The organism is Streptomyces sp. NPDC006733 (genome assembly GCF_040636125.1).
Classification (GTDB): domain Bacteria; phylum Actinomycetota; class Actinomycetes; order Streptomycetales; family Streptomycetaceae; genus Actinacidiphila.
Map to the genome: position 1 here is coordinate 26,662 of NZ_JBEYJD010000056.1, position 26,032 is coordinate 52,693.

Below are 26,032 nucleotides of genomic sequence, written 5' to 3' on the forward strand. Positions count from 1 at the left end.
GCCGGCCCAACCCGCGAGGCCCGGACAACACTGCACCCGGAAGGCAGGACCGGGTGCGCCGTCGGCAGGTGGCCGGACTGTGCGGGCGTGCGCAGGCACGACCGCTCACCGTTGCGGGGCAGTGCCGGATTCTCACCGGCTTCCCCTGCGTGGACAGCGGCCCTGAGCATACATCTAGTGGCGGGTCGCGGCGCTAACCCCAGATGTTGTGTCTGGCGTGTTGCGCGGCGGACGCTGTGCGTGACAAGGGGCGTACGGGCGCGGCCGGTTGTGGGGCTGCGCGGGCAGGCGTGCGCGGCCCGTCGCCGCGCTACAGCGGCAGGGCGTACGTCAGCAGGTCGATGCCCGGCAGGGGCGACCAGTCGCGGTCCGGGGTGCGCCGGAAGCCGAGCCGTTCGTAGATGCGGTGGGCGCCGCCCATGGACGGCTGGGTGGACATCACCAGCCGCTGGACGCCGAGGGCGCGGGCCCGTTCGACACAGGCCAGGACGAGTGCCTCACCGGCGCCGCGGCCGCGCGCCGCGGGGTCGACGGCGAGCATCCGGAACTCCGCCTCGCCGTCTTCGGCTATGTCGCCCCAGGGGCTGCCGGGAGGGGCGAACGTCACACAGCCGAGCAGCGTGTCGTCCGCCGCTTCGACCGCGACGAGCACCTCCGCGGCCGCGGCGCGGGCGCGGGCGTCCCGCAGCTTCGGGGCGTAGGTGCCGTCGCGTGAGGTGTGGCCGTCGGCGATGAACGCCTCGGCGGTGACGCGGCCGGCTTCTTCGAGCTCGTCCGCTCGCGCGGGGCGGATGATGATGTCCATCCCCGCAGTCTGCCGCATGGCCCCCACGTCCTCGTGGGGAGCGGCTCGGGCGCGCTCAGACGACCGGGCTGAAGGAGCCGCGGGTCAGTTCTCCGGCCCGGCGGGCCTTCGCGGACCGCTCCTCGTGGAGCCGCTCGGCGGCGCGGGCGGCACGGATCTGGCGGGAGATGCGCAGCTCGGCGCGGAAGGCGATCAGGGACGGGAGGGCGACCAGGAGGATCAGGGCGGTGGCGGCCAGGTAGCCGAGGAATGTGTTCATGCATCTATTTTCGGCGCGGGCGGCCCCGACCGGGAGTGGCAGTACTGACGCACTACCGCAAATTCCTGCCAAGTGGGATGCTGGAGCCATGCTGGACAACGTGGCAGTGGTTCTGATGGACGGCGGACACGCCTTCGAACTCGGCGTCGTCTGCGAGGTCTTCGGCATCGACCGCAGTGAGCAGGGGCTTCCGGTCTACGACTTCGCCGTCGTCGGCCTCGGCACGTCCCCCGTCCAGCTGCAGAACGGCATGCAGGTCTCGGCGCCCCACGGCCCCGACCGGCTGGAGGAGGCGGACCTCATCGCCGTCCCCGCCGGATGCGCCTTCCCCGAGCAGGCGGAGTACCCGCCGGAGCTGCTGCGGGCGCTGCGCCGGGCGGTGGAGCGCGGGGGCCGGGTGCTCAGCGTGTGCTCCGGGGCGTTCGTGCTGGGCGCGGCCGGGCTGCTGGACGGGCGGAACTGCACCACGCACTGGCGGCACACCGAGGCGCTGCAGCGCCGCTTCCCGCTCGCCCGGGTCGAGGCGGACGTGCTGTACGTGGACGACGATCCGGTGATCACGTCGGCGGGCACGGCGGCCGGCATCGACGCCTGCCTGCACCTGGTCCGCAAGGAGCAGGGCAGCGCGGTCGCCAACGGCATCGCCCGGCGCATGGTGGTGCCGCCGCACCGCGAGGGCGGCCAGGCGCAGTACGTGGACCGGCCGCTGCCGCGCGGCCAGTGCGACACCGTGGGCGCCGTGCTGACCTGGATGGAGCGCCACCTGGACCGCGAGGTCACCGTCGAGGAGCTGGCCGCCCGCGCCCACATGTCGCCGCGCACGTTCGCCCGCCGCTTCCAGCAGGAGACGGGCACCACGCCGTACCGCTGGCTGCTGGGCCAGCGGGTGCTGCTGGCGCGCGAGCTGCTGGAGGGGACGGACGAGACGATGGACGCGATCGCCACCCGCGCGGGCTTCGGCAGCGCGGCGACCCTGCGCCACCACTTCGTCCAGTGGGTGGGAACCACCCCGCAGTCCTACCGCCGGACGTTCAGGGACCCGGTGCCCGCGCCGAGCGCGTGACACCGGGTCCCCGGCCGGCAGGCGTCAGGACGCCGCCAGCGGCAGTTCCTCCTTGACCCCGGGCTCGCCGGAGTCGGCCGTGTAGTCCGCGGGGGACGTCTCGTCGACGCCCTCGGGCGCCTTGAACGCCTTCAGCACGAAGGTCAGGACGACGGCGACGACGACGTTGAGCACGAACGCCGTGAGGCCGATGTACCCCTTCTCGCCGATGTACGGGATGAGGTCGGCGTTGCCGGCGAAGTGCTTCTGCGCCGGGGTGTGCTGCTCGTACGCCTTCCACGTGCCGTAGAACATGCCCACGGCCCAGCCGCCCAGCAGCGCCCAGCGGTGGAACCACCGGGTGAACAGGCCGCCGACGATGGCCGGGACGGTCTGCAGGATCCAGATGCCGCCGAGCAGCTGGAAGTTGATCGCGACCGTCTTGTCCATGGTGAGGACGAAGATCAGCGCGCCGACCTTCACCAGCAGCGACACCAGCTTGGAGACCTTGGTCTCCTGCGCGGGGGTCGCGTCGGGCTTGATGAAGTCCTTGTAGATGTTGCGGGTGAACAGGTTCGCCGCGGCGATCGACATGATGGCCGCGGGCACCAGGGCGCCGATCCCGATCGCGGCGAACGCCACCCCCGCGAACCAGTCCGGGAACATGTCCTCGAAGAGCTGCGGAATGGCGGTCTGCGGGTTGTACCCCTTCACCCCGACGCCGACCCCGGCCGCCAGCGCCATGAAGCCGAGCATGGCCAGCAGGCCCAGCATCAGGGAGTACAGCGGCAGGATGGTGGTGTTGCGGCGGATGACGTTGCGGCTCCTGCCGGAGAGCACCGCGGTCACCGAGTGCGGGTACAGGAAGAGCGCCATCGCCGAGCCGAGCGCCAGGGTCGCGTACGCCCACTGCGCCTGCGGCCCGGAGACCAGCGAGCCGCGGGGCTTGCCGGTCGCCGGGTTGACGGTGGCGTACGCCTTGCCCGCCTTGTCGAAGACGTCGTCGAAGCCGCCGAGCTTGTACGGGATGTAGATGATCGCCACCGCGATGACGATGTAGATCAGCGCGTCCTTGACGAACGCGATCATCGCGGGCGCCCGCAGCCCGGAGGAGTACGTGTACGCCGCGAGCACGCCGAACGCGATCAGCAGCGGCAGGTCCTTCACGAACCAGCTGGAGTTCTCGCCGCCGCCCACGCCCATGACGTCGAGGACCGCCTGGATCCCGACGAGCTGCAGCGCGATGTACGGCATCGTGGCGAGGATGCCGGTGACGGCCATCGCCAGCGACAGGCCCTTGGAGCCGAAGCGGCCGCGGATGAAGTCCGAGGACGTCACGTAGCCGTGCTTGTGCGAGATCGACCAGAGCCGCGGCAGGAAGAGGAAGACCAGCGGGTACGTGATGATCGTGTACGGCACCGCGAAGAAGCCGGCCGCGCCCGCCGCGTAGATCGCCGCCGGGACGGCGACGAAGGTGTACGCGGTGTACAGGTCGCCGCCGAGCAGGAACCAGGTGATCCAGGTGCCGAAGCTCCGGCCGCCCAGGCCCCACTCGTCGAGGCTCAGCGCGTTCTCCGCGCGGCGCCAGCGGGCCGCCAGGAAGCCCATGGCGGTGACCGCCACGAAGAAGAAGATGAAGACGCCGAGCGCCACACCGTTGACGCCACCGCTCATGACGAGGCCCCCTTGCGTGCGCGTTCCTCACGGCGGACCAGGAGGTAGGCGATCGTGGTCAGTCCGGCCGAGACGAAGACCCAGGCCATCTGGTACCAGTAGAAGAACGGGATGCCGATGAACTCCGGCGTCAGCCGCGCGTAGGAGCTGACCCACAACATCGCGACCAGCGGGATGACCAGGCAGACACCGGCCACCACGCGCGAGGGCGTGACGACCGGTGTGCGGTTGGGCGTAGGCGGTGTTTGCGGTGGTGCTGACATCTTCTCGGCTCCGTCCCCTAGAGCGAATCTCCTGCGTAATGCGCAGGAAATCTAGGGCAGCACTCCGCCACACGTCACTAGCGGTCCGCATATCGGTACGGACTCGATCCCTGACGAGGGGGGAATCGGGTGGATCGGAGCGGGTTTCGGCCCGGGTCGCGGTCCGGGCCGCGAGAGTCTCGCGCGGTCAGTCGGTGGGGCGGCTCAGCCTGGCGACGAACTTGTACCGGTCGCCCCGGTAGACCGAGCGCACCCATTCGACGGGTTCGCCCGTGGTGTCGATGGAGTGCCGGGACAGCATGAGCATCGGCAGGCCGACGTCCGTGCCCAGCAGCCCCGCCTCGCGCGGGGTGGCCAGCGAGGTCTCGATGGTCTCCTCGGCCTCGGCCAGCCGCACGTCGTAGACCTCCGCCAGCGCCGTGTACAGCGAGGTGTACTTGGCGAGGCTGCGGCGCAGCGCGGGGAAGCGCTTCGCCGACAGGTGGGTGATCTCGATCGCCATCGGCTCGCTGTTGGCGAGCCGCAGCCGCTCGATGCGCAGCACCCGGCCGCCGGTCTTCATGTCGAGCAGACCGGCGAGCCGGTCGTCCGCCGTGATGTAGCCGATGTCCAGGAGCTGTGACGTGGGCTCCAGGCCCTGGGCGCGCATGTCCTCGGTGTACGAGGTGAGCTGCAGTGCCTGGGAGACCTTCGGCTTGGCGACGAAGGTCCCCTTGCCCTGGATGCGTTCGAGGCGCCCCTCGACGACCAGTTCCTGCAGTGCCTGCCGCACGGTGGTGCGGGAGGTGTCGAACTCCGCCGCGAGCGTGCGCTCGGGCGGCACCGGTGTGCCGGGCGGCATCGTCTGCGTGATGTCCAGCAGATGTCGCTTGAGGCGGTAGTACTTGGGCACACGCGCGGTGCGCCCGGCGGCGCCCGCCGTCTCCGGCACGTCCGATGCCGGCGTGCCGCCGCCCCCGTCGCTGTCCATGACGTCTACTCCCGACTGCTGTCGTGCTGCCGTCACCGGCTCCTCCGTCTATCGCGGCTCACATGGTGGCACGGGCTGCTGTGGTGCAGGGAGGCGATGGCAGGTGACGTCCCCCTCAGGTGTCGGTCCGATAACAGACCCGACAGCGCTTCTTATACACCCTTGACACCCCTAAAGGTCTAGGCCAAGCTGCGCTCACTGGTCTAAACCATTAAAGACCAATCCCAGACCCACAAGCAGGACGCGGCATTTGTCGTGTCTCGCGGCAGCCGGATTTCGGGCCGTGGGGGGTGGTTTCGGGCATCCTGAGGAGGGTGGCATGAAGCGCAAGCTCATCGCGGCAATCGGTGTCGCGACCATGATCGCGGGCGTCGCAGCGTGTGGCAGCGACAAGAAGGACGAGTCGGCCGCGAAGCCGGCGGACCGCAAGGACACGGTGACCGTCTGGCTCATGAGTGACGCCCAGAGCACCTGGCCGGAGCTGGTCAAGAGCGTCAACGACGAGTTCAAGGCGAAGTACCCGAACGTCACCGTCAAGGTGCAGTACCAGCAGTGGAGCGACAAGGTCCAGAAGCTGGACGCCGCGCTCTCCGGCTCCAGCGCCCCGGACGTCGTCGAGCTCGGCAACACCGAGACCATGACCTACATCCTCAATGGCGCCCTCGCCGAGGTCGACAAGACCAAGTTCGAGAACTCGGCCACGTGGATCAAGGGCCTTGAGGACACCTGCTCGTACCAGGGCAAGCTCTACTGCGTGCCCTACTACGCGGGTGCCCGTGTGGCGATCTACAACACCGCCGTCTTCCAGAGCGCCACCGGTTCGGCCGAACTGCCGAAGACCGAGGCCGACCTGACGGCGGCCCTGGACAAGATCCAGGCGGCCAAGGGCGGGGACAAGGCGTACTCGCCGCTCTACCTGCCGGGCGAGTACTGGTACGCGGCCATGTCCTACGTCAAGGCGTACGGCGGCCAGATCGCCAAGTACGACGGCGGCAAGTGGACCGGCACGCTGTCCACCCCGGAGGCCCAGGAGGGTCTGAAGCACTTCATCGAGCTGGTCACCAAGTACAACCACGGTGACAAGACCAAGGACGAGGCCGACCACGCCGCGGTCATGGCCCAGGAGAAGACCGCGCTGATCTACGGCAACGGCTGGGAGTCCGGCAGCGTCGTCGACACCAAGGCGCCCGGCAACCCGAAGCTGAAGGACGTCATCAAGACGGCCGGTATGCCCGGCCCGAACGGCAAGGCCCTGCCGTCCTTCATCGGTGGCTCGGACCTCGCCGTCGTCGGCAAGTCCAAGGCCCAGGACCTGGCCAAGGAGTGGATCGCCGCCTTCACGAGCGAGAAGTCCGAAGCCGTCCTGGCGAGCAAGAAGATCCTCCCGAACAACACCAAGCAGCTCGAGCCGCTGAAGACGGACCCGGCCACCGCGCCGATCGCCAACGCGGTGCCGGACGCCTGGTTCACCCCGATCGCTCCGGGCTGGGCCACCATCGAGAAGCAGAACATCCTGAAGAACATGCTGCTCGACATCATCAAGGGCAAGTCCATCGCCGACGCCACCAAGGCGGCCGACGAGAAGATCAACTCGCTGATCAACAACGCCTCCTGATCCCAGGCCCCGCCCGCGGGCGGGGAGAACGGCCTGAGGAGCGGACGGCCCACAGTCGTGGGCCGTCCGCCTCCGCACCGGCAAGGACGACGAAGAAAGGTCAGCGAGATGAGTGCCGCCGACACGCATGCCACCGAGCCACTGGAGCGGGGTCTCGCCAAGAGTCCGCCACCGGCTCAGCACCTGCCCGCACCAGGGCGGGGCGGCCGCCGCCGGCCGGCCACCCGGCAGAACAGAACCCTGCCGTACCTGCTGATCACCCCGGCCCTGCTGGTCATGGCCGGCGTCCTCGGCTGGCCGCTGATCGACACCGTGGTGCTGTCCTTCCAGGACATGCGCCGCAACAACCTCTGGGGCGGCACGACACCCCCGTGGGTCGGCTTCGACCAGTACACGGAGATCCTCGGGGACTCCGAGTTCTGGCACGTGTTCATCCGCACGGCCGTCTTCGTCGCCGTCTGCGTCTTCTTCACCATGCTGCTCGGGCTTCTCATAGCGATGCTGCTGCAGCGAGTGTCGCCCTGGCTGCGGGTGATGATCACCAGCGCGATGGTCGCCGTCTGGGCGATGCCGCTGCTGGTCTCCACCTCGGTCTTCAAGTTCATGTTCGACTCGGACTACGGGCTGGTCAACGAGCTGCTCAGCAAGCTCCCCGGAGTCGACTACGCCGGGCACAACTGGTTCCTCGACCCCAACTCGGGGCTGGCGATCATCGCCGCCCTGGTGATCTGGGCGGCCATCCCCTTCATCGCCATCAGCCTGCACTCGGCGCTCACCCAGGTGCCGAAGGAGCTGGAGGAGGCGGCCAGGATCGACGGCGCCAGCGGCTTCGGCATCTTCCGGTTCGTCACCTTCCCGGTGATCAAGCCGGTCTTCGTCATGACGACGACGCTCTCGATCATCTGGGACTTCGGTGTCCTCGGCCAGGTGCTCCTGATGCGCAACAACCACCCGGAGCCCGACTACCAGCTGCTCGGCCTCTACTCCTTCACCCAGGCGTTCACCAGCAACTCCTTCAGCCGGGGTGCCGCGATCTCCATCATCACCGTGGTGATGCTGTCCGGCGTCTCCGTGTACTACCTGCGCCAGCTGATGAAGATCGGAGAGGTCGAGTGACTACCGCCGTCAAGGTCACGTACAAGAGCAAGAAGAAGAACCGCATCGGCTGGAACATCCTCGGCCTGATCACCTTCGTGGTCATGGGCTTCCCGGTCTACTGGATGGTCATCACCGCCCTGCGGCCCAGTACCGAGATCCTCAGCTACGACCAGAAGCTCTGGCCCAGCTCGATCACGTTCGACCAGTTCGACCGGGCGATGGACATGCCCAACTTCTGGGACAACGTGCGGAGCAGCGTGATCATCTCGCTGTTCGCGGTCGTGATCGCCATCGGCGTCGGGCTGCTCGCCGCCTACGCGCTCGGCCGCTTCCACTTCTGGGGCCGCCGCGGTCTGATGATCACGCTGCTGCTGATCCAGATGATCCCCGGCACGTCGATGCTGATCCCGATCTACATCCAGCTCAACGACATGGGCGGGCTGAACCAGTACTGGGGCGTCATCGTCGTCTACGCGGCGACGACGCTGCCCTTCTCGGTGTGGATGCTGCGCGGGTTCATCGTCAACATCCCCAAGGAGCTGGAGGAGTCGGCCATGGTCGACGGCTGCAGCCAGATGGCCGCCTTCCGCCGGGTCGTCTTCCCGCTGCTGGCCCCCGGGCTGGTCGCCGCCTCGATCTACGCCCTGATGACGGCGTGGAACGAATATCTTTTCGCTTACGTCCTCCTTCAGGACAACGACAAGTACACACTCAGCATTTGGCTGCTGAACTTCACCGGCCAGCGCGGCACCGACTTCGGCGCGCTGATGGCGGGCTCCATCCTGGTGGCCCTGCCCGTGGTGATCTTCTTCGTTCTGGTCCAGCGCAAGGTCGCTTCCGGTCTGACCGCCGGGGCGGTGAAGGGATGACCGTCATTTCTATCGACTCCGCCCCCGACACCCTCACGCGGGACGCGCTCGCCGTCCTGCAGCCGGGGTTCGTCGGGACCACCGCTCCCGAGTGGCTGCTGCTCCGGCTCGCCGAGGGGCTCGGCTCCGTGGCGCTGTTCTCCCGGAACATCGAATCGCCCGAGCAGCTGTCCGCGCTCACCGCGCAGTTGCGCGCGGTACGGGCCGACGTGCTGGTCGCGGCCGACGAGGAGGGCGGTGACGTCACCCGCCTCGAGGCGCGCAACGGCTCGTCCTTCCCCGGCAACCTCGCGCTCGGCGCCGTCGACGACGCGGACCTGACGCAGGAGGTGGCGGCGGAGCTCGGCCGCCGGCTCGGCACCTGCGGGGTCAACTTCAACTGGGCGCCGTCCGCGGACGTCAACTCCGACCCGGGCAACCCGGTCATCGGCGTGCGGTCCTTCGGCTCCGACCCGCACCTGGTCGCGCGCAACACGGCCGCGTACATCACCGGGCTGCAGTCCGCCGGGGTGGCGGCCTGCACCAAGCACTTCCCCGGCCACGGCGACACGGCCGTCGACTCGCACCACGCGATGCCCAACATCGAGGTCGGCCTGGAGATCCTGCGCGACCGTGAACTGGTGCCCTTCCAGGCCGCCGTCGCCGCCGGGACCAAGGCCGTGATGAGCGCCCACATCCTGGTGCCGGCCCTCGACCCGGACCGGCCCGCCACGCTCAGCCCCAGCGCGCTCAACGGGCTGCTGCGGGCGCCCGTCGCGGACGGCGGCCTCGGCTACGACGGCCTCATCGTCACCGACGGCATCGAGATGCAGGCCATCGCGGCGACGTACGGCATCGAGCGCGGCACCGTCATGGCGCTGCTGGCCGGCGCCGACGCCATCTGTGTCGGCGGCGGACTCGCCGACGAGGAGACCGTGCTGCGGCTGCGCGACGCCATCGTGCGTGCGGTGCGCGACGGCGATCTGCCCGAGGAGCGGCTCGCCGACGCCGCCGCCCGGGTGCGCTCGCTCGCGGCATGGACGGCCGAGCGGTCGGGTGCGGCGGAGGGGACCGCACCCGACCCCGAGGTCGGCCTCATCGCGGCCCGCCGGGCCGTGCGCGTGACCCGGACGGAGGAGTACGTACCGGTCGCGACCGCGCCGTACGTGGCCGCCTTCACCCCGGTCGCCAACATCGCGGTCGGCTCCGAGACGCCCTGGGGCGTGGCGGCGGAGCTGGAGCGGCTGCTGCCCGGCACCGTGACCGGCACCTTCCGCGAGGCGGACACCGCGGACGGCGGCGTGGACGGCCTGTGCGCGAAAGTGCTGCAGTCGGCGTCCGACCGTAGGATCGTCGCAGTGGTCCGTGACGTCCACCGCCACCCGTGGATGGCCGACGCGCTGGAAGCCCTGCTCGCCGCCCGGCCGGACTCGGTCGTGGTGGAGATGGGGGTGCCCCAGGCGCCGCCGTCCGGGGCGTTGCACATCGCGACCCACGGCGCGGCCCGCGTGTGCGGGCAAGCGGCCGCTGAGGTCATCGCCGGCAAGGAAGCCGGGGTCTGACCGGCGCGGCGACGAGATCAGCGACAGCCTGGAGGCCCACCGCATGTCCGCCCCGACTCCGGCCCGGCAGCACCCGATACCGGGCCGGATCATGTCCGGCGAGATGGCCGAGCAGCCCGCCGTGCTGCGCCGCATCCTGGAGCGGGGGGCACCCCGGATCCGCGCCGTCGCCGAGCAGGTCGCGGCGCGCGAGCCGCGCTTCGTGCTGCTCACCGCCCGCGGTACGTCCGACAACGCGGCGCTGTACGCGAAGTACCTGATCGAGGTGCTGCTCGGCAAGCCCGCGGGGCTGACCTCCATGTCCACCACCACCGCGTACGGCGCGACGCCGGACCTCACGGACTGCCTGGTGATCACGGTCAGCCAGTCGGGCGGCTCGCCCGACCTGGTGGCCTCCACCCGGGCGGCCCGCGAGGCCGGCGCCATCACCGTCGCGGTGACGAACAACCCCGACTCCCCGCTCGCCGAGGTCTCCGAGTTCCACATCGACGTGCTGGCGGGCCCGGAGAAGGCGCTGCCGGCGACGAAGACGTACACCGCCGAGCTGCTGGCGCTGTACCTGTTCGTCGAGGGGCTGCGCGGCGGGACCGGGGAGGCCGCCGACGTGCTGCCGGACCTGGCCGAGGGGATCCTCGCGCGCGGCGCCGAGATCAAGGCGCTGGCCGGCCGCTACCGCTTCGCGGAGCGCATGGTCATCACGTCCCGCGGCTACGGCTACCCGACCGCCCGGGAGGCCGCGCTGAAGCTGATGGAGACCAGCTACATCCCGGCCCTGGCGTACTCGGGCGCGGATCTGCTGCACGGCCCGCTGGCGATGGTCGACAACATCTCGCCGGTGATCGCCATCGTCACCGAGGGCAAGGGCGGAGAGGCCCTCCAGCCGGTCCTGGACCGGCTGCGCGGCCGGGGTGCGGATCTGGTGGTCATCGGCCCCCAGGCGCAGGTCGACGCGGCCTCGGCGGGCTTCGCCCTGCCGACGAAGGGCGTCGCCGAGGAGGTGCAGCCGATCCTGGAGATCCTGCCGCTGCAGATGCTGGCCTACGAGGTCACCATCGCCCGCGGCCAGGACCCGGACGCCCCGCGTGCGCTGGCCAAGGTGACGGAGACGCACTGACCGTACGGCCCGTAGGACGAGCAAGGCCCCGTCGCGTGTCGCGACGGGGCCTTGCGTCTGCGGGGGAGGGGGTGCGGCGGACCGCGGGAACGGTGCCGGGGCCGTGCCGGGAGGGGTGCCGGGGCCGGGCCGTGAACCGGGCTGTGAACCGGGCCGGAAAACGCCACGGGCCGCGGCGCCGGGAAGGGACCCTCAGCCCTTCCAGCACCGCAGCCCGGAGCTGCTGTCGGCGCCGTGGCCTACGGGGTGTGCGGTTCCCCGTGGCCCGCCAGGAGCCGACCGGTGAGGCCGCGGCGTAGTCAGGGCAGAGAACGCCTGGCCTCGATCCACCCTCCTGTGCGGGGAGGATGGAGGTCTGTTCGGTCCCATTGTGGACTAGACCATTCTCCCTTGTCCATGCCAAGGCGGCCATCAGTGGAAAAAGGCCGGGCGCGGATGGCGCGAAACGGCCTGTACGCTCGCAGACGTGCCCTCCATGAACGACCTCGTACGCCAGCACACCGGCCTCGACGACTCCGATCTCGAATGGCTCCACCTGCTGGTCTCGGAGTGGCAGCTGCTCTCCGACCTGTCCTTCGCCGACCTCGTCCTGTGGGTGCCCACCCTGGACGGCACGCGGTACGTCTCGGTCGCCCAGATGCGGCCGAACACGGGCCCGACCTCGTACCAGGACGACATGGTCGGCCATCTGGTGCCGCGCGGCCGCCGCCCCATGCTGGACGCGGCGCTCGACGAGGGCCGGATCGTCCGCGAGGGCGACCCCGAGTGGCGCGACGAGGTCCCTGTGCGGGTCGAGTCGATCCCGGTCCGCCGCGAGGGCCGGGTGCTGGGCGTCATCGCCCGCAACACCAACCTGCTGACCGTCCGTACCCCCAGCCGGCTCGAGCTGACCTACCTGCAGAGCGCCTCGGACCTGGCGCAGATGATCGCCGCGGGCTCCTTCCCGTTCCCCGCCGAGCAGGTCGACATGGACGCGGCGCCGCGCGCCGGCGACGGGCTGATCCGGCTCGACGCGGACGGCGTCGTGCAGTACGCCAGCCCCAACGCGCTCTCCGCGTACCACCGGCTGGGCCTCGCCGCCGACCTGGTCGGCCTGCACCTCGGCAAGGCCACCACCGAACTCGCCCCCGCCCGCGGCCCGGTGGACGAGGCGATGGTCAAACTCGCCAGCGGCTGGGCGCCCCGTGAGGCCGAGGTCGAGGGCGGCGACGGTGTCATCCAGCTGCGCACCATCCCGCTGCGCCCCAAGGGCACCCACATCGGCTCCCTGGTGCTGCTGCGCGACGTCACCGAGCTGCGGCGCCGTGAGCGCGAGTTGATGACCAAGGACGCCACCATCCGGGAGATCCACCACCGGGTGAAGAACAACCTGCAGACCGTCGCCGCGCTGCTGCGGCTGCAGGCCCGGCGGATGGACTCCGACAAGGCGCGCGAGGCGCTGGAGGAGGCGGTCCGCCGGGTCGGCTCGATCGCGATCGTGCACGAGACGCTCTCGCAGAACCTGGACGAGCGGGTCGAGTTCGACGACATCGCCGACCGCGTGCTCTCGATGGTCGCCGAGATCTCACCCGGTCGGGTCACCGCCCGCCGCACCGGCCGCTTCGGAATCCTGACCGCCGAGGTCGCCACCCCGCTCGCGATGGTCCTCACCGAGCTGCTGCAGAACGCGCTGGAGCACGGCTTCGGCCCGGGGGAGAGCGGCTCGGTCGAGGTGGGCGCGGTGGTCGGCCGCGACAAGCTGATCATCACCGTCCAGGACAACGGGCGCGGGCTGCCGGAGGGCTTCGACCCGCAGCGGGCCGGAAACCTCGGGCTGCAGATCGTCCGCACCCTGGTGGTCGGCGAGCTCTCGGGCACGTTCGACATGGTCCCGGCGCCCGAGGGCGGCACCCGGGTCGTCCTGGAACTCCCCGCCGAGGGCTAGGACTTCGCTCGAACGGCGGTCGGGAACAGCGGGGAGCGGGAACAGCAGTGAGCCCCGACCGCCAGGCGGTCGGGGCTCACTGGATGCTGTGTGCTGCGCGTACGAATTCGGGTGCTGCGCGCTGCGGCTCGGGGGTAAGGCGCGGGCGTCAGACGCTGGCGTTGCGGGCCCTGTTGCGGGCGGCGCGGCGCTTCATTGCGCGACGCTCGTCCTCGCTGAGGCCGCCCCAGACGCCTGCGTCCTGGCCGCTCTCCAGCGCCCACTGCAGGCACTGCTCCATGACGGGGCAGCGGCGGCAGACGGCCTTGGCTTCCTCGATCTGCAGCAGCGCAGGACCGGTGTTGCCGATGGGGAAGAAGAGTTCCGGGTCTTCCTCGCGGCAAACGGCGCGATGACGCCAGTCCATGGCTGCTCCAACTCCTTTGTGACAAGCACGTTGCTTGTGAATGTGAACGCTTTCACGAATCCCCTCACAGGGCACGGCACTACGCCCAGTTTCCTGGTGCAGTCCCGCTGGTGTGAGGTGGTGTGGATTCGGGCTCTCAAGGGACTCCGGTTGGTGGCCGTCCCGATCGCCATGTAGAGACTCGCAAACCTGGGCTGCGGATACAACCCCTTCAGGAAAGTTTTTTTTGATTCCTCGGTGTCGCCTGCATCACAGCCGTACTTCCATGGGGTGCAGGGCAGCCTAAACGTTCGAGTAAAAGGACTTTGGGCTCTTCCGCTTACACAATCACACGCAGTGCACGGCGTACGCCTGTGAAGGTTGCGCTGGTTCGCAGCCCCAGGTGGTCGCCGTCCACCTGGAAGGGGAGTGGCGCCTGCGAATGCAAGGTGAAGTCGGTCAGGTCGTGCAAGGACGCCACATGCTTGCCGTGCGGGCCTCGATCGGGGCTCGAACGCAGCAGTTGCGTGGCGTAGCGCATGGCCGAGGATGTCGACATCTTGGACACCCCGAGCACGTCCAGGCCGGTGTCGAAGGAGGCCTCGGGGGACGCGTACACCGGACGATTGCCCAGGTAGGTCCAGGGTGCGGTGTTGCAGACTATGGACAGCACCAGTCCGGAGACCGGGTCCGCGTCCGGCCGCTCCAGCGTGATCGAACCGACCCCGCGGTGGGTCTCCGCCAGGAACTGGCGCATCACCTGGCGCATGTAGAGCGCGTGCGTCGAGCGCTTGCCCAGATCGCGTTGCTGTTCGACCCGGCCGACCACGCCGGCGTCGAAGCCCAGCCCGGCGCAGAAGGTGAACCAGCGCGACGGGACCCCCTCGTCCTCCGTGCCGGGGGTGCCGCTCACCAGGCCCAGGCCGACCGTGCGCGACGACCGGTCGTGCAGGGCGTCCAGCAGGGCGCCGGTCGCCTCGACGGCGTCGTTGGGCAGCCCCAGGGCGCGCGCGAACACGTTGGTCGACCCGCCGGGGACCACGGCGAGCTGCGGCAGGTTGTCGGGGTCCGGGCCGTTGTGCAGGAGCCCGTTGACGACCTCGTTGACCGTGCCGTCGCCGCCGAGCGCGACGACGAGTTCGATCTCACCGCCCTCGGCCGCCTGCCGGGCGAGGTCCCGGGCGTGGCCGCGGTACTCCGTCGCCGCCACGTCCAGCTTCAGATCACTGGCGAGGGCGTGGGCCAGAACGTCACGTACCCGCGCGCTGGTGGTGGTGGCAGCAGGGTTGACCACGAGAAGTGCGCGCATGAGGGGAAGCGTACCTACCCATAAGTACACCGGGCTACGCTGGCCGGTGTGAGCCAGATCCCCCCGACCCCGTCATCCACCCCGCGCCGGCTGACCGCCGCCGCGGGCCTCGCGGCCCTGGAAGGCCTCGCCCTGGCGGGCTGCGGGCTCGTCCTGCTGGTGCTGGCGCTGACCGGGCACAGCGACAACGTCCGCAACGCCGTGGTGGGGGCGCTCACCGTCCTCGCCCTCGGCGCGATCCCGCTGGCGGCCGCGTACGGGCTGCGGCACGCCCGGCGCTGGAGCCGGGGCCCCGCGCTGATCATCCAGCTGCTGGCGCTGCCGGTGGCCTGGACGCTGCTGCACGGCGCGGCACCGCTCGTCGCGGCGGGCGTCGCCCTGGCCCTGGTCGCGCTGGCCGGGCTCGTCCTGCTCGTCCACCCCGCCACGACCGCCGCCCTCGGCATCGGGGACCGCGGCCAGGCGTAGGCCCGCACACACGGCGGCCGGACGGATCCAGGGATCCGTCCGGCCGCCGTGCTGTCACGGGTCGCTCCCCGGCTACTCCTCGACGAGGAGCTTCTCGCGGAGCTGCATGAGGGTGCGGGCCAGCAGCCGGGAGACGTGCATCTGGGAGATGCCGACCTCGATGGCGATCTGGGACTGGGTCATGTTGCCGAAGAAGCGCAGCATGAGGATCTTCTTCTCCCGGGGCGGAAGCGACTCCAGGAGCGGTTTGAGCGATTCCCGGTACTCGACGCCCTCCAGGGCCTCGTCCATGGCCCCGAGGGTGTCGGCGACGGCGGGGGAGTCGTCGTCGGTGTCCGGCACGTCGAGGGACAGGGTGCTGTAGGCGTTCGCGGATTCGAGGCCCTCCAGCACCTCCTCTTCCGTGATCTTGAGCTGGACCGCCAGTTCGTGCACGGTAGGTGCCCGGCCGAAGCGCTGGGAGAGCTCTCCGGTGGCGGTGGTGAGGGCCAGCCGCAGCTCCTGGAGCCTGCGGGGGACGCGGACGGCCCAGCCCTTGTCCCTGAAGTGGCGCTTGATCTCGCCGACGACCGTGGGAGTCGCGTACGTGGAGAACTCCACGCCGCGGTCCACGTCGAAGCGGTCGACGGACTTGATCAGGCCGATGGTGGCGACCTGGGTGAGGTCGTCCAACGGCTCTCCGCGGTTGCGGAAGCGCCGCGCCAGGTGCTCCACCAGCGGCAGGTGCATGCGCACCAGCCGGTTGCGCAGCTCTGCGCGTTCCGGCGAGCCGTCCGGGAGCCGGCTCAGCTCCACGAAGAGCGCTCGGGCGCCGGCCCGGTCATGCGGGTCGTGCTGCTCTTGCTGGTCCATGGGATCCGCCTGCTCCGCCGCGTCCATTGCATCTGTACGGGACCCGGGGTGCTGCCGCGCCGCGAACCGCCCGGCCGCCCCGGCGGGCGACGCCTGAGCGGGTACGGCGGCACGGCCCCGCACCGCGGGCGTGCCGCTGTCCGCCGGGGGTCCGGGAGCTGCCTCCCGGGAAAGATCAGCACTCATGGCGTTTCCCCGTTCCGTGCACGGTTGTACCGTTACCGGCCCTTCGGGGGACCGGGACACGCTGACCTGCTTCGGGTCCGCGCCTGCGGGCTGCCTGCATCTGGCGACCTCACGACTGTCCGGGGCCGGCACCGCGCTTCTTGTGCAGGCTGATGCTGACGGTCTTGTCCTCCGCGACCGTGGCATCCACCTCGCCGGCCAGTGCGGAGAGCACTGTCCAGGCGAAGGTGTCCCGCTCCGGGGCGCGGCCATCGGTCGTGGGCGCCGAAACTCTCACCCACAGAGCGTCTCCGACGAGTCGGAAGACGCAACTCAGTACGCTGCCGGGAACGGCCTGCTGCAGCAGGATCGCGCACGCCTCGTCCACGGCGATGCGCAGGTCTTCGATCTCGTCGAGGGTGAAGTCCAGCCGTGCCGCGAGACCGGCCGTAGCCGTTCGCAGCACCGACAGATAGGCCCCCGCGGCGGGCAGCCGGACCTCAACGAAGTCCTTCGTCCCGGGCTCGCCTGCGATCTGGGACACCCTCACCTCCAAGGTGGCACACAGTGATTGCTCTGGTTCGCCAGCGACGCTATCGCGATCTGTGCCCCGATGTCGCCCGGACGGAGCACTGCCGCCGCCATGAGTGAGCCCTGGCCCGACCCCCCACGACTGTCACCCATGGTAAGCGCATGAGCACACAAAGTGGCTAGGGGTGTGCGGTCTCAATTCGAAAGAGATGTCGCATCGTTGCCCGTGCCGGGGTGGAGTGCCAGGTCGGCGAGGGTGCGCAGCGGTTCGCCGGTCAGCCGTTGCACGGTCCAGCCGTCCTGCCCGAGGGCGCCGATGGAGCGGTAGAACCCGATCGCGGGATCGTTCCAGTCCAGTACTGCCCATTCGAAGCGCTCGTAGCCGCGCGTGACGCAGATCGAGGCCAGTTCGGCGAGCAGGGCCTTGCCGTGGCCGCCGCCGCGCGCCTCGGGCCGGACGTACAGATCCTCCAGGTACACCCCGTGCGTACCCGTCCAGGTGGAGAAGTTCCGGAACCACAGGGCGAATCCCACCGTGCGGTCCCCGGAATTCGTCCCGGAATCCTCCGCGGATTCCGCTTCCGCGATCAGCCCGAAGACCGCCGGGTGCTCGCCGAAAAGGGCGTCGTGCAATTGCTCCGGCGTCGCGCGGGCTTCCTCCAGCGCCTTTTCGTACTCCGCGAGTTCGCGGATCATGGCGTGGATCGCCGGGACGTCGGCGGGCGTGGCGGCTCGGATCATGAACCAAGATTACGCGCTCGACGGCGGCTCGACAGCGGCTCGGAAGTGGTGGAGATCACCTGCGTTCCCGGAGCCCTCGGCCGGGGTCCTCGGCCTGGGCCCTGGACGGCCCTCAGCCGGTCACGACGGCCGCCAGGCGGGTTCCCGGGGTGAAGGCGCCCTCCTGGGCCAGGGTGAACAGGCCGTGCAGCATCTTCGCCACGTAGACGCGGTCCGGGAGCAGGCCGTGCCGGACGGCGAAGTCCTCGGCGAAGGCGTCGAGCTCGGGGGTGGTGCGGGCGTAGCCGCCGTGGTGGAAGCGCTCGTCGAGCCGCCAGTCGCCCGTCCTGGCGCCGAACGCGTCCTCCTGCAGCCGCTGGACGGCGGCGTCCAGGAAGCCGCCCCTGAGGACCGGGAAGCCGATCGCGCGCTGGCCGTCCGGCAGCAGTCCCGCGGCCAGCCCGGCGAGGGTGCCGCCGGTGCCGCAGGCGACCGCGACGACGTCCGCCGCGCCGCGCAGCTCCCGCCCCAGCTCCGCGCAGCCCTGGGCCGCCAGCGGGTTGCTGCCGCCCTCCGGCACCACGTAGCAGCGGCCGAAGCGCTCCCGCAGCCCGGCGACGACGTCCGGCTCCGCCTTGCGGCGGTACGTGCTCCGGTCGACGAACACCAGCCGCATGCCGTCGGCCGCGGCGCGGGCCAGCGAGGCGTTCAGCGGGCGCCGGGCCAGCTCGTCGCCGCGGACGACGCCGACGGTCGCGAAGCCCAGCAGCCGGCCGGCCGCGGCGGTCGCGCGCAGATGGTTGGAGTAGGCGCCGCCGAACGTCAGCAGGGTGTCGTGTCCGGCGTCCGCGGCGGCCTGGAGGTTGAGCCGGAGCTTGCGCCACTTGTTGCCCGGCAGGTCCGGATGGATCAGGTCGTCGCGCTTGAGCAGCAGCCGGACGCCGTGCCGGGTGAGCCGGTCGTCCTCGATCGCGGCCAGCGGGGAGGGCAGCCGGGGGTGGAGCGCGTCGAGCGGCAGGCCGGGGGCGGTCACCGGAACATTGTCCCCCCGGGCGGACGGGGGCGGCGGCCCGTGGATCGCAAACCGCCGCAATGGCCTCAGAAGTCCCTCAGGGCAAGGAAGAAGCTCCCGAAAAGGGCCGCCCCCGGTGCATTCTTCTCACGTGAAGACGGACGGCACGAACGGCACAGACCCCTCAGGCGGCCCGGACCTGGAGTTTCCGGCCTCCCCGCCACCCCAGGCCGCCCCGCCGGCCCCAGCGGCCCCACTGGCCCCGGCCGGGGCCGGTGACGGGCTCGCCGCGACGGTGCGCGGGCTGCTGCCCTCGCTGACGCCCGCCTCCGCGCGCATCGCCCGGCTGATCGTCGAGGACCCCGCCCAGGTCGCCCGGAGCACCATCTCGGAGCTGAGCGCGCTGGCGGGCACCAGCGACTCCTCGATCGTCAGGACCGCGCGGGCACTGGGTTTCTCCGGCTACCCCGAGCTCCGGCTGGCGCTGGCCGCCTCGGCCGCCCGGCAGGCCCCGCGCTCGACCCTCACCTCGGGGATCACCCGGCAGGACTCGCCCGCGGAGGTGATGGCCAAGCTGGTGCACACCGAGTCCCAGGCGGTCCTGGAGACCGAGACGCAGCTCGACCCCGGCCAGCTGCTGGGCGCCGCGCTGGCCGTCTGCGGCGGCGGCCAGCTGCACATCGCCGGCGTCGGCGCGTCGGGGCTGGTCGCGCAGGACCTGCACCAGAAGCTGCAGCGCATAGGGCGGCCGTGCCACGCGCACGGCGACTCCCAGTCCGCCCTGACCAGCGCGGTCCTGCTCGGGCCCGGCGACATCTTCCTGGCCGTGTCGCACTCCGGCGAGAGCCGCGACGTCCTGGAGCCGCTGCGCCGGGCCGCCGACCAGGGCGCGACCACCGTCGTCATCACCAACCACCCGCAGTCGTCCGCCGCCCGGCTCGCGGACTTCGTCCTGGCGTCGGCGGGCCGCGAGACGACCTTCCGGCCCGGCGCGATGGCCAGCCGGATCAGCCAACTGGTCGTCGTCGACTGCCTCTTCGTCTGCGTGGCGCAGCGCACCTACGAGAAGTCCGACCACGCGCTGCGGGTCACCCGCCAGGCGCTGGAGAGCGACCGCTCCTGAACTGCCGGGCCCGGAGCGCGGAAACGCCCGTACCCGGTGCGCCGAGGCGGACCGGGTACGGGCGACAGGTCTGTGACCGTGGTGTTGTCACAGGCCGACGGGCCCAGGTGGAGCTCAGGCCTTCTTGGTCTCCCAGAAGATGGTGTCGATCCGGGCGATCAGCTCGAGGAGCTTCTCACCCGTCTTCGGGTCGTTCGACGCCTTGGCAGCACTGCCTGCCTTGAGGGCGTCGTTGATGAGCTGGTGCAGCTCGGGGTACTTCTCGAAGTGCGGCGGCTTGAAGTAGTCGCTCCACAGCACCGAGATGTGGTGCTTCGCGAGCTCCGCGCGCTGCTCCTTGATGATGATCGCCCGGGTCCGGAAGTCCGGGTCCTCGTTGGCCTGGTACTTCTCCTGGACGGCCTTGACCGACTCGGCCTCGATGCGGGCCTGGGCCGGGTCGTATACGCCGCAGGGCAGGTCGCAGTGGGCGCTGACCTTGACCTTCGGCGCGAACAGGCGAGAGAACATGGCTGTCCTTCCTTGTGATCGTCTTTCCAGGTGGGAGATTACTCCCTAGGAGAGTCGTTTTCTCGGGTGCCCCAGGTGGCTTAGGACAAAAGTCTGGTGTCACCCTGGGGCTGGTGGAGGAAGGGACGAGGAGGCAGAGCATGCGGGAGCGGCGAGTCCGGCGGGGCTACGCGGTCGAGGTGACCGGCCCTTCGATGGTCCCGACGCTGTACGAGGGCGATCGGCTGTTCGTGCGCGACGTGAGCGGTCCGGCCGACGTCCGGGAGGGTGACGTCGTGGTCCTGCGCCACCCCCTGCAGCAGGATCTGCTCATCGTGAAGCGGGCCGTGGAGCGCCGTGAGGGCGGCTGGTGGGTGCTGGCGGACAACCCGTTCGGGTCGGTCGCGGACAGCAGCGTGTTCGGCACGGTGCCGGACGAGTTGGTGCTCGCCCGGGCCCTGGTGCGGTTCCGGCCGCCGCGGGAGCTTCAGCGGTCGGTGGCCGGGGTGCTGTCGTGGGCGGCGTCCTGCGTGCGGCCGCTGAGCGCCGACCGTTCGTTCTCCAGGCGCTTGCGGGCGCGGTAGGCCGCGACGTTCGCGCGCGTCGCGCACCGGTCGGAGCAGTAGCGCCGGGACCGGTTGGTCGATGTGTCGACATAAGCGTTGCGGCAGGGGGCGGCCTCGCAGATGCCGAGCCGGTCCACGCCGAGTTCGGTGAGCTGGAAGGCGAGCCCCATGCAGGCGGTGGCGGCGTACCCCGCGGTGGCGGTCGCGGCGTGGTCGGCGAGGTGCATGTGCCAGTCGGGCCGCCCCGACGCGTCGAGGTGCTCGTGCCCGGAGATCTGCGGGCTGACGGGGAACTCCAGCAGGAGCGCGTTGAGCAGGTCCACCGCGCGCACCTCGTCCCCCTCGTCGGCGGCCTCGAAGACCCCGCGCAGCCGGGTGCGGACGGCACGCAGCCGGGGCACGTCGGCGTCGGTGCTGCGCGCGGCGGCCTGGGTGCTGGTGCCGAAGAGCGCGCGGACGGCGTCGACCCCGGTGAGGTCGTCCGTCCCGCGTTCCGGCTCCTCGCTGTTGACCAGGCGCACGGCGTACTCGGAGTAGTAGGCCAGTTCCACGTGTGATCCTTACCCGTGCGTTCTAGGCTCAGTAATGACCGAGGTAGCTATCAGGGTATTACGGCTCGGCGGACGGCGAGAACGGTACGCCGACGGTGCCGCCCGGCGGGCGCCGCGGACAGGCCGAGGCCGGACCGCCGGGCTCCGCGCCCGGCCGTCCGGCCTCGTCCCTTCGGGTCACAGCACCTTGGACAGGAACGCCTTGGTGCGGTCGTGCTGCGGGTTGTTCAGGACGTCACGGGGGCTGCCCGCCTCGACGACGAGGCCGTCGTCCATGAAGACCAGCGCGTCGCCCACCTCGCGGGCGAAGCCCATCTCGTGGGTGACGACGATCATCGTCATGCCGTCCTCGGCGAGACCGCGCATGACGTCGAGGACGTCACCCACGAGCTCCGGGTCGAGCGCCGAGGTCGGCTCGTCGAAGAGCATCAGCTTCGGCTCCATCGCCAGCGCGCGGGCGATGGCGACGCGCTGCTGCTGGCCGCCGGAGAGCTGCGACGGGTAGTTGGCCGCCTTGTCGGCCAGCCCGACCCGGTCCAGCAGCCGCTCCGCGCGGGCCCGGGCGGTCGCCTTCGACTCGCCCTTGACCTGCATCGGGGCTTCCATGACGTTCTCGATCGCCGTCATGTGCGGGAAGAGGTTGAAGCGCTGGAACACCATGCCGATGTCCCGCCGCTTCGCCGCGACCTCGCTGTCCTTCAGCTCGTAGAGCTTGTCGCCCTTCTGCCGGTAGCCGACCAGCTCGCCGTCGACCCACAGGCGGCCGGCGTTGATCTGCTCCAGGTGGTTGATGCACCGCAGGAAGGTGGACTTGCCCGAGCCGGACGGGCCGACGAGGCAGAACACCTCGCGCGGCGCGACCTCCAGCTCGATCCCCTTGAGGATGTGCGCCAGGCCGAACGACTTGTGCACGGCCTCGGCCTTGACCATGGGCTGAACGGTCATCGGGCCACCTCCGGACGGCGCAACGTGCTGAGATTCGCCTTGATCTTCTGCCACGGGGTGAGCGGCAGGCTCCGCAGCGAGCCCCGGGCGAAGCGGCGCTCCAGGTAGTACTGGCCGACGCTGAACACGCTGGTCAGGGCGAGGTACCAGATCGACGCGACGAAGAACATCTCCATGGTCGCGAAGGAGCTCGCGGCGATGTCCTGCGCGCTGCGCAGCAGGTCCTGGTACTGGACGGCGACGACCAGCGAGGACGTCTTGAGCATGTTGATGAACTCGTTGCCGCTCGGCGGGATGATCACCCGCATCGCCTGCGGCAGCACCACGCGGCGCATCGTCTGGCCTTGCTTCATGCCCAGCGCGTGCGACGCCTCGGTCTGGCCCTCGTCGACCGACTGGATGCCGGCCCGGACGATCTCCGCCATGTAGGCGCCCTCGTTCAGGCCGAGCCCCAGCAGGGCGGCCACGAACGGGGTCATGACCTCGACCATCTCGTTCTTGTAGATCGGCCCGAGGTTCAGCACCGGGAAGATCAGCGCCAGGTTGAACCAGATCAGCAGCTGCACGTAGACCGGCGTGCCGCGGAAGAACCAGATGTAGAGCCAGGCGACGCCGCCCGTCACCGGGTTCTTGGAGAGCCGCATGATGGCGAAGAGCACGCCGAGCAGCAGACCCATCAGCATCGACAGGACGCTGATGAGGACGGTGTGCCACAGGCCGGTCAGGATGGAGTCGTCGAACAGCTTCTCCGGCACGGTCGCCCAGCGCACGTCGCCCTGGGAGAACGAGTACACGAGTCCGGCCAGCACGGCCAGGACGACGACGGCGCTCACCCAGCGCCCGTAGTGCCGTACGGGGATCGCCCGGATGGCCTGGGCCGGGACCGCGGTGGTGGCGGTCCCGGCCCACCCGCTCGGCGGCGTGTCGGCGGGTTCCTTCGAGAATTTGTCAGTCACGGTGACTGCCCTTCAGTGGAGCGCGTGGGGTCAGGATCCGCCGTTGATCGCGGCCTTGGTGATCGCGCCGTCGCCGGCGCCCCACTTGTCGAGGGCTGCCTTGTAGCTGCCGTCGGCGATGATCGCGTCCAGCGCGAGCTTGATCGCGTCACGCAGCTGCGTGTTGCTCTTGTCCACGGCGATGCCGAACGGCCCGGCGTCGGACTTGTTGGCCACGGACTCGAAGTCGTTGCCGCCGCCCGCGGTCTTGGCGATGTACGCGGCGACCGGGGAGTCGTTGAGGTCGGCGACGGCTCCGCCGGCCTTGACGCGGGTCTGGGCCTCGGCGTCGGTCGGGAAGGACTCGATGGAGATCTCGGACTTGCCGCCGGTCGTGCACTTCTTGGAGAGGTCCTTGGCCGCCGCCTCGAACGTCGTACCGCGCTGGACGGCGAGCTTCTTGCCGCACAGGTCGTCGACGGAGGTGATGTGCGCCGGGTTGCCCTTCTTGACCAGGATGCCGGTGCTCGCGGTGAAGTAGTCGACGAAGTCGACGCCCTTACCGGTCTTCTGCCCCTTGTCGTCCAGGCCCTCCTGGCGGGCCTTGGTGTCGCTCACGGAGGACATGACGAGGTTGTAGCGGCCGGTCTGCATCGCGGCGAGCAGGCCGTCGAAGGTGCCGCTGGTGAACTTGAAGGTCACACCGAGCTGCTTGCCGAGCGCGGCGGCGACGTCGGGGTCGACGCCGACGATCGTGCCGCCCTCCTTCAGCTCCATCGGCGCGTACGTGGCGTCCGTGCCGACGGTGATGACGCCGGCGTCCTGGATCGCCTTCGGCAGCTTGCCGAAGAGCGGGGCGCTGTTCGTCTTCGCGGTGCTGTCGGAGCCGCCGTCCTTCTTGGTCTGGTCGCCACAGCCGCTGAGCAGCAGGGTGCCCGCGACCGCGATCGCGCCGACCGCTGTGATCCGAGAGGTGGCGGTCGAGCGAAGGGTGGTGCGTGCGGTCATTGCTGGTTCCTCCTGCGGAAGGTGGGCGGAGTGGGGGAAGCCTGTGGATGGAAACCTCTGTTCGAGTGTCGCCACCCGGTGTGATGTGCGCATCTTGCCATCCGGACAGACCCAGACAGTGGTCCAGTTGTGTCAAAATCGGATAACGGGCGATCCCCGGGCTCTCACCGGGCCGGCACACCAAGGCCGGACCGCGGTGGGGCCACGCCGACCAGTCGCACACAGTATCCGCGGTTTCTCCCTATTAGGGCCTTTTGCCGCGCTGTATGCCGTTTCTACCGATTCGCTCTCCGATGACGGAACCGAATTGGACTCGTCAGCGGAATCACTCTTCCGGTAGAACGGATCCTTACCCCTCATCCCGGGGCCCACGGCATGCGTGCGGCATGCCTGGCGCCGGTGCCTTCAGGACCACTCAAGTGCCTGGGTGTACCGATGCCGAGCCCGCCTATCTCCATTTCCGGAGGTAGTACCCTCGACACCAAATCAGACAAAGGGGTCAATTGTGGCAGCGGAGATCGTCAATCCTCGGACCGATACGGACGCGTTTCCCATCGATCCGGTCTTCGCCCTGCACCGCGGCGGAAAGATGGAGGTGACCGCGACCGTGCCGGTGCGCGACGCGGACGATCTCTCCCTCGCCTACACGCCGGGTGTCGCGAAAGTCTGCACGGCGATTGCCGAGCAGCCCGAGCTGGTGAACGACTACACCTGGAAGTCCAACGTCGTGGCGGTCGTCACGGACGGCACCGCGGTGCTCGGACTCGGGGACATCGGCCCGGAGGCCTCCCTGCCGGTCATGGAGGGCAAGGCCATCCTCTTCAAGCAGTTCGGCGGGGTCGACGCCGTCCCCATCGCGCTGGCCTGCACGGACGTCGACGAGATCATCGAAACCGTGGTGCGGATGGCGCCGTCCTTCGGCGGCGTCAACCTGGAGGACATCTCCGCCCCCCGCTGCTTCGAGATCGAGCGGCGGCTGCAGGAGCGCCTCGACATCCCGGTCTTCCACGACGACCAGCACGGCACCGCCGTCGTGACGCTCGCCGCGCTGCGCAACGCCGCCAAGCTCACCGACCGGTCGCTGGGGCAGCTGCGCGCGGTGATCTCGGGCGCGGGTGCGGCCGGGGTCGCGATCGCCAAGATCCTCGTCGAGGCGGGAATCGGCGACGTCGCCGTCACCGACCGCAAGGGGATCGTGCACGCCGGACGGGACGACCTGAACTCCGTCAAGCGCGAGCTGGCCTCGTACACCAATAAGGCTGGTCTTTCCGGCTCGCTGGAGACGGCTCTGGAGGGGGCCGACGTCTTCATCGGCGTCTCCGGCGGCACCGTGCGGGAGGAGGCGGTGGCCACCATGGCCGAGGGCGCCTTCATCTTCGCGATGGCCAACCCGACGCCGGAGATCCACCCGGACGTCGCGCACAAGTACGCGGCCGTCGTCGCCACCGGCCGCAGCGACTTCCCGAACCAGATCAACAACGTCCTGGCCTTCCCCGGCATCTTCGCCGGCGCCCTCCAGGTGCGCGCCTCGCGCATCACCGAGGGCATGAAGATCGCCGCGGCCGAGGCGCTGGCCGCCGTCATCGCCGACGAGCTCAGCGCGGACCACGTCATCCCGTCGCCGTTCGACACCCGCGTCGCCCCGGCGGTCACCGCGGCCGTGGCGGCGGCGGCCCGGGCGGAGGGCGTCGCCCGCCGCTGACCCCCCTCCGGGCCTGCGCCGCCCGGGCGGCGATCAGGGTCCAGAGCGTGGGCGCGAGCCCGCACAGCACCGAGGCCGCCGTGAACAGCGCGATGCC

Annotated in this window: 27 protein-coding genes and 1 riboswitch; of the genes, 11 read left to right on the forward strand and 16 right to left on the reverse strand. The window is 70.2% G+C overall.

The genetic code is table 11. The features are described 5' to 3' along the window. Positions 1-67: 67 nt before the first annotated feature. A riboswitch (cobalamin riboswitch) is annotated at positions 68-145 on the reverse strand. A 165-nt stretch (positions 146-310) separates the two neighbouring features. Both ABZ721_RS35020 and ABZ721_RS35025 read right to left on the reverse strand, forming a co-directional pair. After that, complete coding sequence (locus tag ABZ721_RS35020) at positions 311-805, reverse strand: GNAT family N-acetyltransferase (RefSeq protein WP_358792831.1); 495 nt, start codon at positions 803-805, stop codon at positions 311-313. Between the two features lie 55 nt (positions 806-860). Beyond that, positions 861-1,064, reverse strand: coding sequence for a hypothetical protein (locus ABZ721_RS35025; RefSeq protein WP_358792832.1), 204 nt, complete (start codon positions 1,062-1,064; stop codon positions 861-863). Positions 1,065-1,152: 88 nt separating this feature from the next. Between ABZ721_RS35025 and ABZ721_RS35030 the strand changes: the two genes are divergently transcribed. Beyond that, positions 1,153-2,127 (forward strand): helix-turn-helix domain-containing protein, encoded by a 975-nt coding sequence (locus tag ABZ721_RS35030; RefSeq protein WP_358792833.1) that lies wholly within the window; start codon positions 1,153-1,155, stop codon positions 2,125-2,127. 24 nt (positions 2,128-2,151) lie between these two features. Here ABZ721_RS35030 and mctP read toward each other — a convergent pair whose 3' ends face one another. The 3 genes from mctP to ABZ721_RS35045 all read right to left on the reverse strand — a co-directional run bounded on the left by mctP (position 2,152) and on the right by ABZ721_RS35045 (position 5,013). Next, on the reverse strand, positions 2,152-3,780 hold the full coding sequence (mctP, locus tag ABZ721_RS35035) for a monocarboxylate uptake permease MctP (protein WP_358792834.1): 1,629 nt from the start codon (positions 3,778-3,780) through the stop codon (positions 2,152-2,154). Beyond that, a complete protein-coding gene (locus tag ABZ721_RS35040; protein ID WP_358792835.1) occupies positions 3,777-4,043 on the reverse strand; it encodes a DUF3311 domain-containing protein in 267 nt (88 codons plus the stop codon). Before ABZ721_RS35040 ends, mctP begins: the two co-directional genes overlap by 4 nt. A 187-nt stretch (positions 4,044-4,230) precedes the next feature. Further along, the gene (locus ABZ721_RS35045) at positions 4,231-5,013 is read right to left on the reverse strand and encodes a GntR family transcriptional regulator (RefSeq protein ID WP_138351076.1); all 783 of its coding nucleotides are present in this window, start codon (positions 5,011-5,013) and stop codon (positions 4,231-4,233) included. Between the two features lie 319 nt (positions 5,014-5,332). Between ABZ721_RS35045 and ABZ721_RS35050 the strand changes: the two genes are divergently transcribed. From ABZ721_RS35050 to ABZ721_RS35075, 6 genes are all read left to right on the forward strand, one after another. Beyond that, a complete protein-coding gene (locus tag ABZ721_RS35050) occupies positions 5,333-6,628 on the forward strand; it encodes an extracellular solute-binding protein (RefSeq protein ID WP_358792836.1) in 1,296 nt (431 codons plus the stop codon). Between the two features lie 108 nt (positions 6,629-6,736). Beyond that, complete coding sequence (locus ABZ721_RS35055) at positions 6,737-7,744, forward strand: sugar ABC transporter permease (RefSeq protein WP_358792837.1); 1,008 nt, start codon at positions 6,737-6,739, stop codon at positions 7,742-7,744. Continuing rightward, positions 7,741-8,595, forward strand: a complete 855-nt coding sequence (locus ABZ721_RS35060) for a carbohydrate ABC transporter permease (RefSeq protein ID WP_358792838.1) — start codon at positions 7,741-7,743, stop codon at positions 8,593-8,595. The genes ABZ721_RS35055 and ABZ721_RS35060 overlap by 4 nt, the downstream gene beginning before the upstream one ends. Further along, positions 8,592-10,136 (forward strand): glycoside hydrolase family 3 protein, encoded by a 1,545-nt coding sequence (locus ABZ721_RS35065; RefSeq protein ID WP_358792839.1) that lies wholly within the window; start codon positions 8,592-8,594, stop codon positions 10,134-10,136. Before ABZ721_RS35060 ends, ABZ721_RS35065 begins: the two co-directional genes overlap by 4 nt. Before the next feature lie 43 nt (positions 10,137-10,179). After that, positions 10,180-11,250: an SIS domain-containing protein gene (locus ABZ721_RS35070; protein ID WP_358792840.1), complete on the forward strand. Its 1,071-nt coding sequence runs from the start codon at positions 10,180-10,182 to the stop codon at positions 11,248-11,250. Positions 11,251-11,725: 475 nt separating this feature from the next. After that, positions 11,726-13,174 (forward strand): PAS domain-containing sensor histidine kinase, encoded by a 1,449-nt coding sequence (locus tag ABZ721_RS35075; RefSeq protein ID WP_358792855.1) that lies wholly within the window; start codon positions 11,726-11,728, stop codon positions 13,172-13,174. 148 nt (positions 13,175-13,322) lie between these two features. Here the strand turns inward: ABZ721_RS35075 and ABZ721_RS35080 are convergent, their stop codons facing one another. Then, the gene (locus ABZ721_RS35080; RefSeq protein WP_138350912.1) at positions 13,323-13,580 is read right to left on the reverse strand and encodes a WhiB family transcriptional regulator; all 258 of its coding nucleotides are present in this window, start codon (positions 13,578-13,580) and stop codon (positions 13,323-13,325) included. A gap of 319 nt (positions 13,581-13,899) precedes the next feature. Beyond that, entirely contained in the window at positions 13,900-14,868 is a 969-nt protein-coding gene (locus ABZ721_RS35085; RefSeq protein ID WP_358792841.1) for a diacylglycerol kinase family protein, read from the reverse strand. A 48-nt stretch (positions 14,869-14,916) separates the two neighbouring features. Here ABZ721_RS35085 and ABZ721_RS35090 point away from each other — a divergent pair, with 48 nt between their 5' ends. Next, entirely contained in the window at positions 14,917-15,336 is a 420-nt protein-coding gene (locus ABZ721_RS35090) for a hypothetical protein (protein ID WP_358792842.1), read from the forward strand. Positions 15,337-15,408: 72 nt separating this feature from the next. Here ABZ721_RS35090 and ABZ721_RS35095 read toward each other — a convergent pair whose 3' ends face one another. The 4 genes from ABZ721_RS35095 to ABZ721_RS35110 form a co-directional block, all read right to left on the reverse strand. Beyond that, positions 15,409-16,374 carry an RNA polymerase sigma factor SigF gene (locus ABZ721_RS35095; protein WP_358792843.1) on the reverse strand — a complete coding sequence of 322 codons (966 nt, stop codon included), beginning with the start codon at positions 16,372-16,374 and terminating at the stop codon, positions 15,409-15,411. A 109-nt stretch (positions 16,375-16,483) separates the two neighbouring features. Then, positions 16,484-16,897 (reverse strand): anti-sigma regulatory factor, encoded by a 414-nt coding sequence (locus ABZ721_RS35100; protein ID WP_138350908.1) that lies wholly within the window; start codon positions 16,895-16,897, stop codon positions 16,484-16,486. A 182-nt stretch (positions 16,898-17,079) separates the two neighbouring features. Next, positions 17,080-17,625 (reverse strand): GNAT family N-acetyltransferase, encoded by a 546-nt coding sequence (locus tag ABZ721_RS35105; RefSeq protein WP_358792844.1) that lies wholly within the window; start codon positions 17,623-17,625, stop codon positions 17,080-17,082. Positions 17,626-17,737: 112 nt separating this feature from the next. After that, positions 17,738-18,637, reverse strand: a complete 900-nt coding sequence (locus tag ABZ721_RS35110) for a pyridoxal-phosphate dependent enzyme (protein ID WP_358792845.1) — start codon at positions 18,635-18,637, stop codon at positions 17,738-17,740. Positions 18,638-18,767: 130 nt separating this feature from the next. Between ABZ721_RS35110 and ABZ721_RS35115 the strand changes: the two genes are divergently transcribed. Beyond that, a complete protein-coding gene (locus ABZ721_RS35115; protein ID WP_358792846.1) occupies positions 18,768-19,739 on the forward strand; it encodes a MurR/RpiR family transcriptional regulator in 972 nt (323 codons plus the stop codon). Between the two features lie 114 nt (positions 19,740-19,853). Here the strand turns inward: ABZ721_RS35115 and sodN are convergent, their stop codons facing one another. After that, positions 19,854-20,249 (reverse strand): superoxide dismutase, Ni, encoded by a 396-nt coding sequence (gene sodN / locus ABZ721_RS35120; protein ID WP_164298766.1) that lies wholly within the window; start codon positions 20,247-20,249, stop codon positions 19,854-19,856. Between the two features lie 140 nt (positions 20,250-20,389). Between sodN and sodX the strand changes: the two genes are divergently transcribed. After that, positions 20,390-20,812, forward strand: coding sequence for a nickel-type superoxide dismutase maturation protease (gene sodX / locus ABZ721_RS35125; protein ID WP_358792847.1), 423 nt, complete (start codon positions 20,390-20,392; stop codon positions 20,810-20,812). Here the strand turns inward: sodX and ABZ721_RS35130 are convergent. The 4 genes from ABZ721_RS35130 to ABZ721_RS35145 all read right to left on the reverse strand — a co-directional run bounded on the left by ABZ721_RS35130 (position 20,716) and on the right by ABZ721_RS35145 (position 24,233). Further along, complete coding sequence (locus ABZ721_RS35130) at positions 20,716-21,345, reverse strand: CGNR zinc finger domain-containing protein (RefSeq protein ID WP_358792848.1); 630 nt, start codon at positions 21,343-21,345, stop codon at positions 20,716-20,718. The two genes, sodX and ABZ721_RS35130, sit on opposite strands and share 97 nt — an antisense overlap. Before the next feature lie 177 nt (positions 21,346-21,522). Next, the gene (locus ABZ721_RS35135; protein ID WP_358792849.1) at positions 21,523-22,290 is read right to left on the reverse strand and encodes an amino acid ABC transporter ATP-binding protein; all 768 of its coding nucleotides are present in this window, start codon (positions 22,288-22,290) and stop codon (positions 21,523-21,525) included. Then, positions 22,287-23,246, reverse strand: a complete 960-nt coding sequence (locus ABZ721_RS35140; RefSeq protein ID WP_358792850.1) for an amino acid ABC transporter permease — start codon at positions 23,244-23,246, stop codon at positions 22,287-22,289. The genes ABZ721_RS35135 and ABZ721_RS35140 overlap by 4 nt, the downstream gene beginning before the upstream one ends. A gap of 30 nt (positions 23,247-23,276) precedes the next feature. Continuing rightward, entirely contained in the window at positions 23,277-24,233 is a 957-nt protein-coding gene (locus ABZ721_RS35145; RefSeq protein WP_358792851.1) for an ABC transporter substrate-binding protein, read from the reverse strand. Positions 24,234-24,738: 505 nt separating this feature from the next. On the opposite strand from ABZ721_RS35145, the gene ABZ721_RS35150 reads away from it, so the two are divergent. Then, positions 24,739-25,935 (forward strand): NADP-dependent malic enzyme, encoded by a 1,197-nt coding sequence (locus tag ABZ721_RS35150; protein ID WP_358792852.1) that lies wholly within the window; start codon positions 24,739-24,741, stop codon positions 25,933-25,935. The last annotated feature ends 97 nt before the right edge of the window (positions 25,936-26,032 follow it).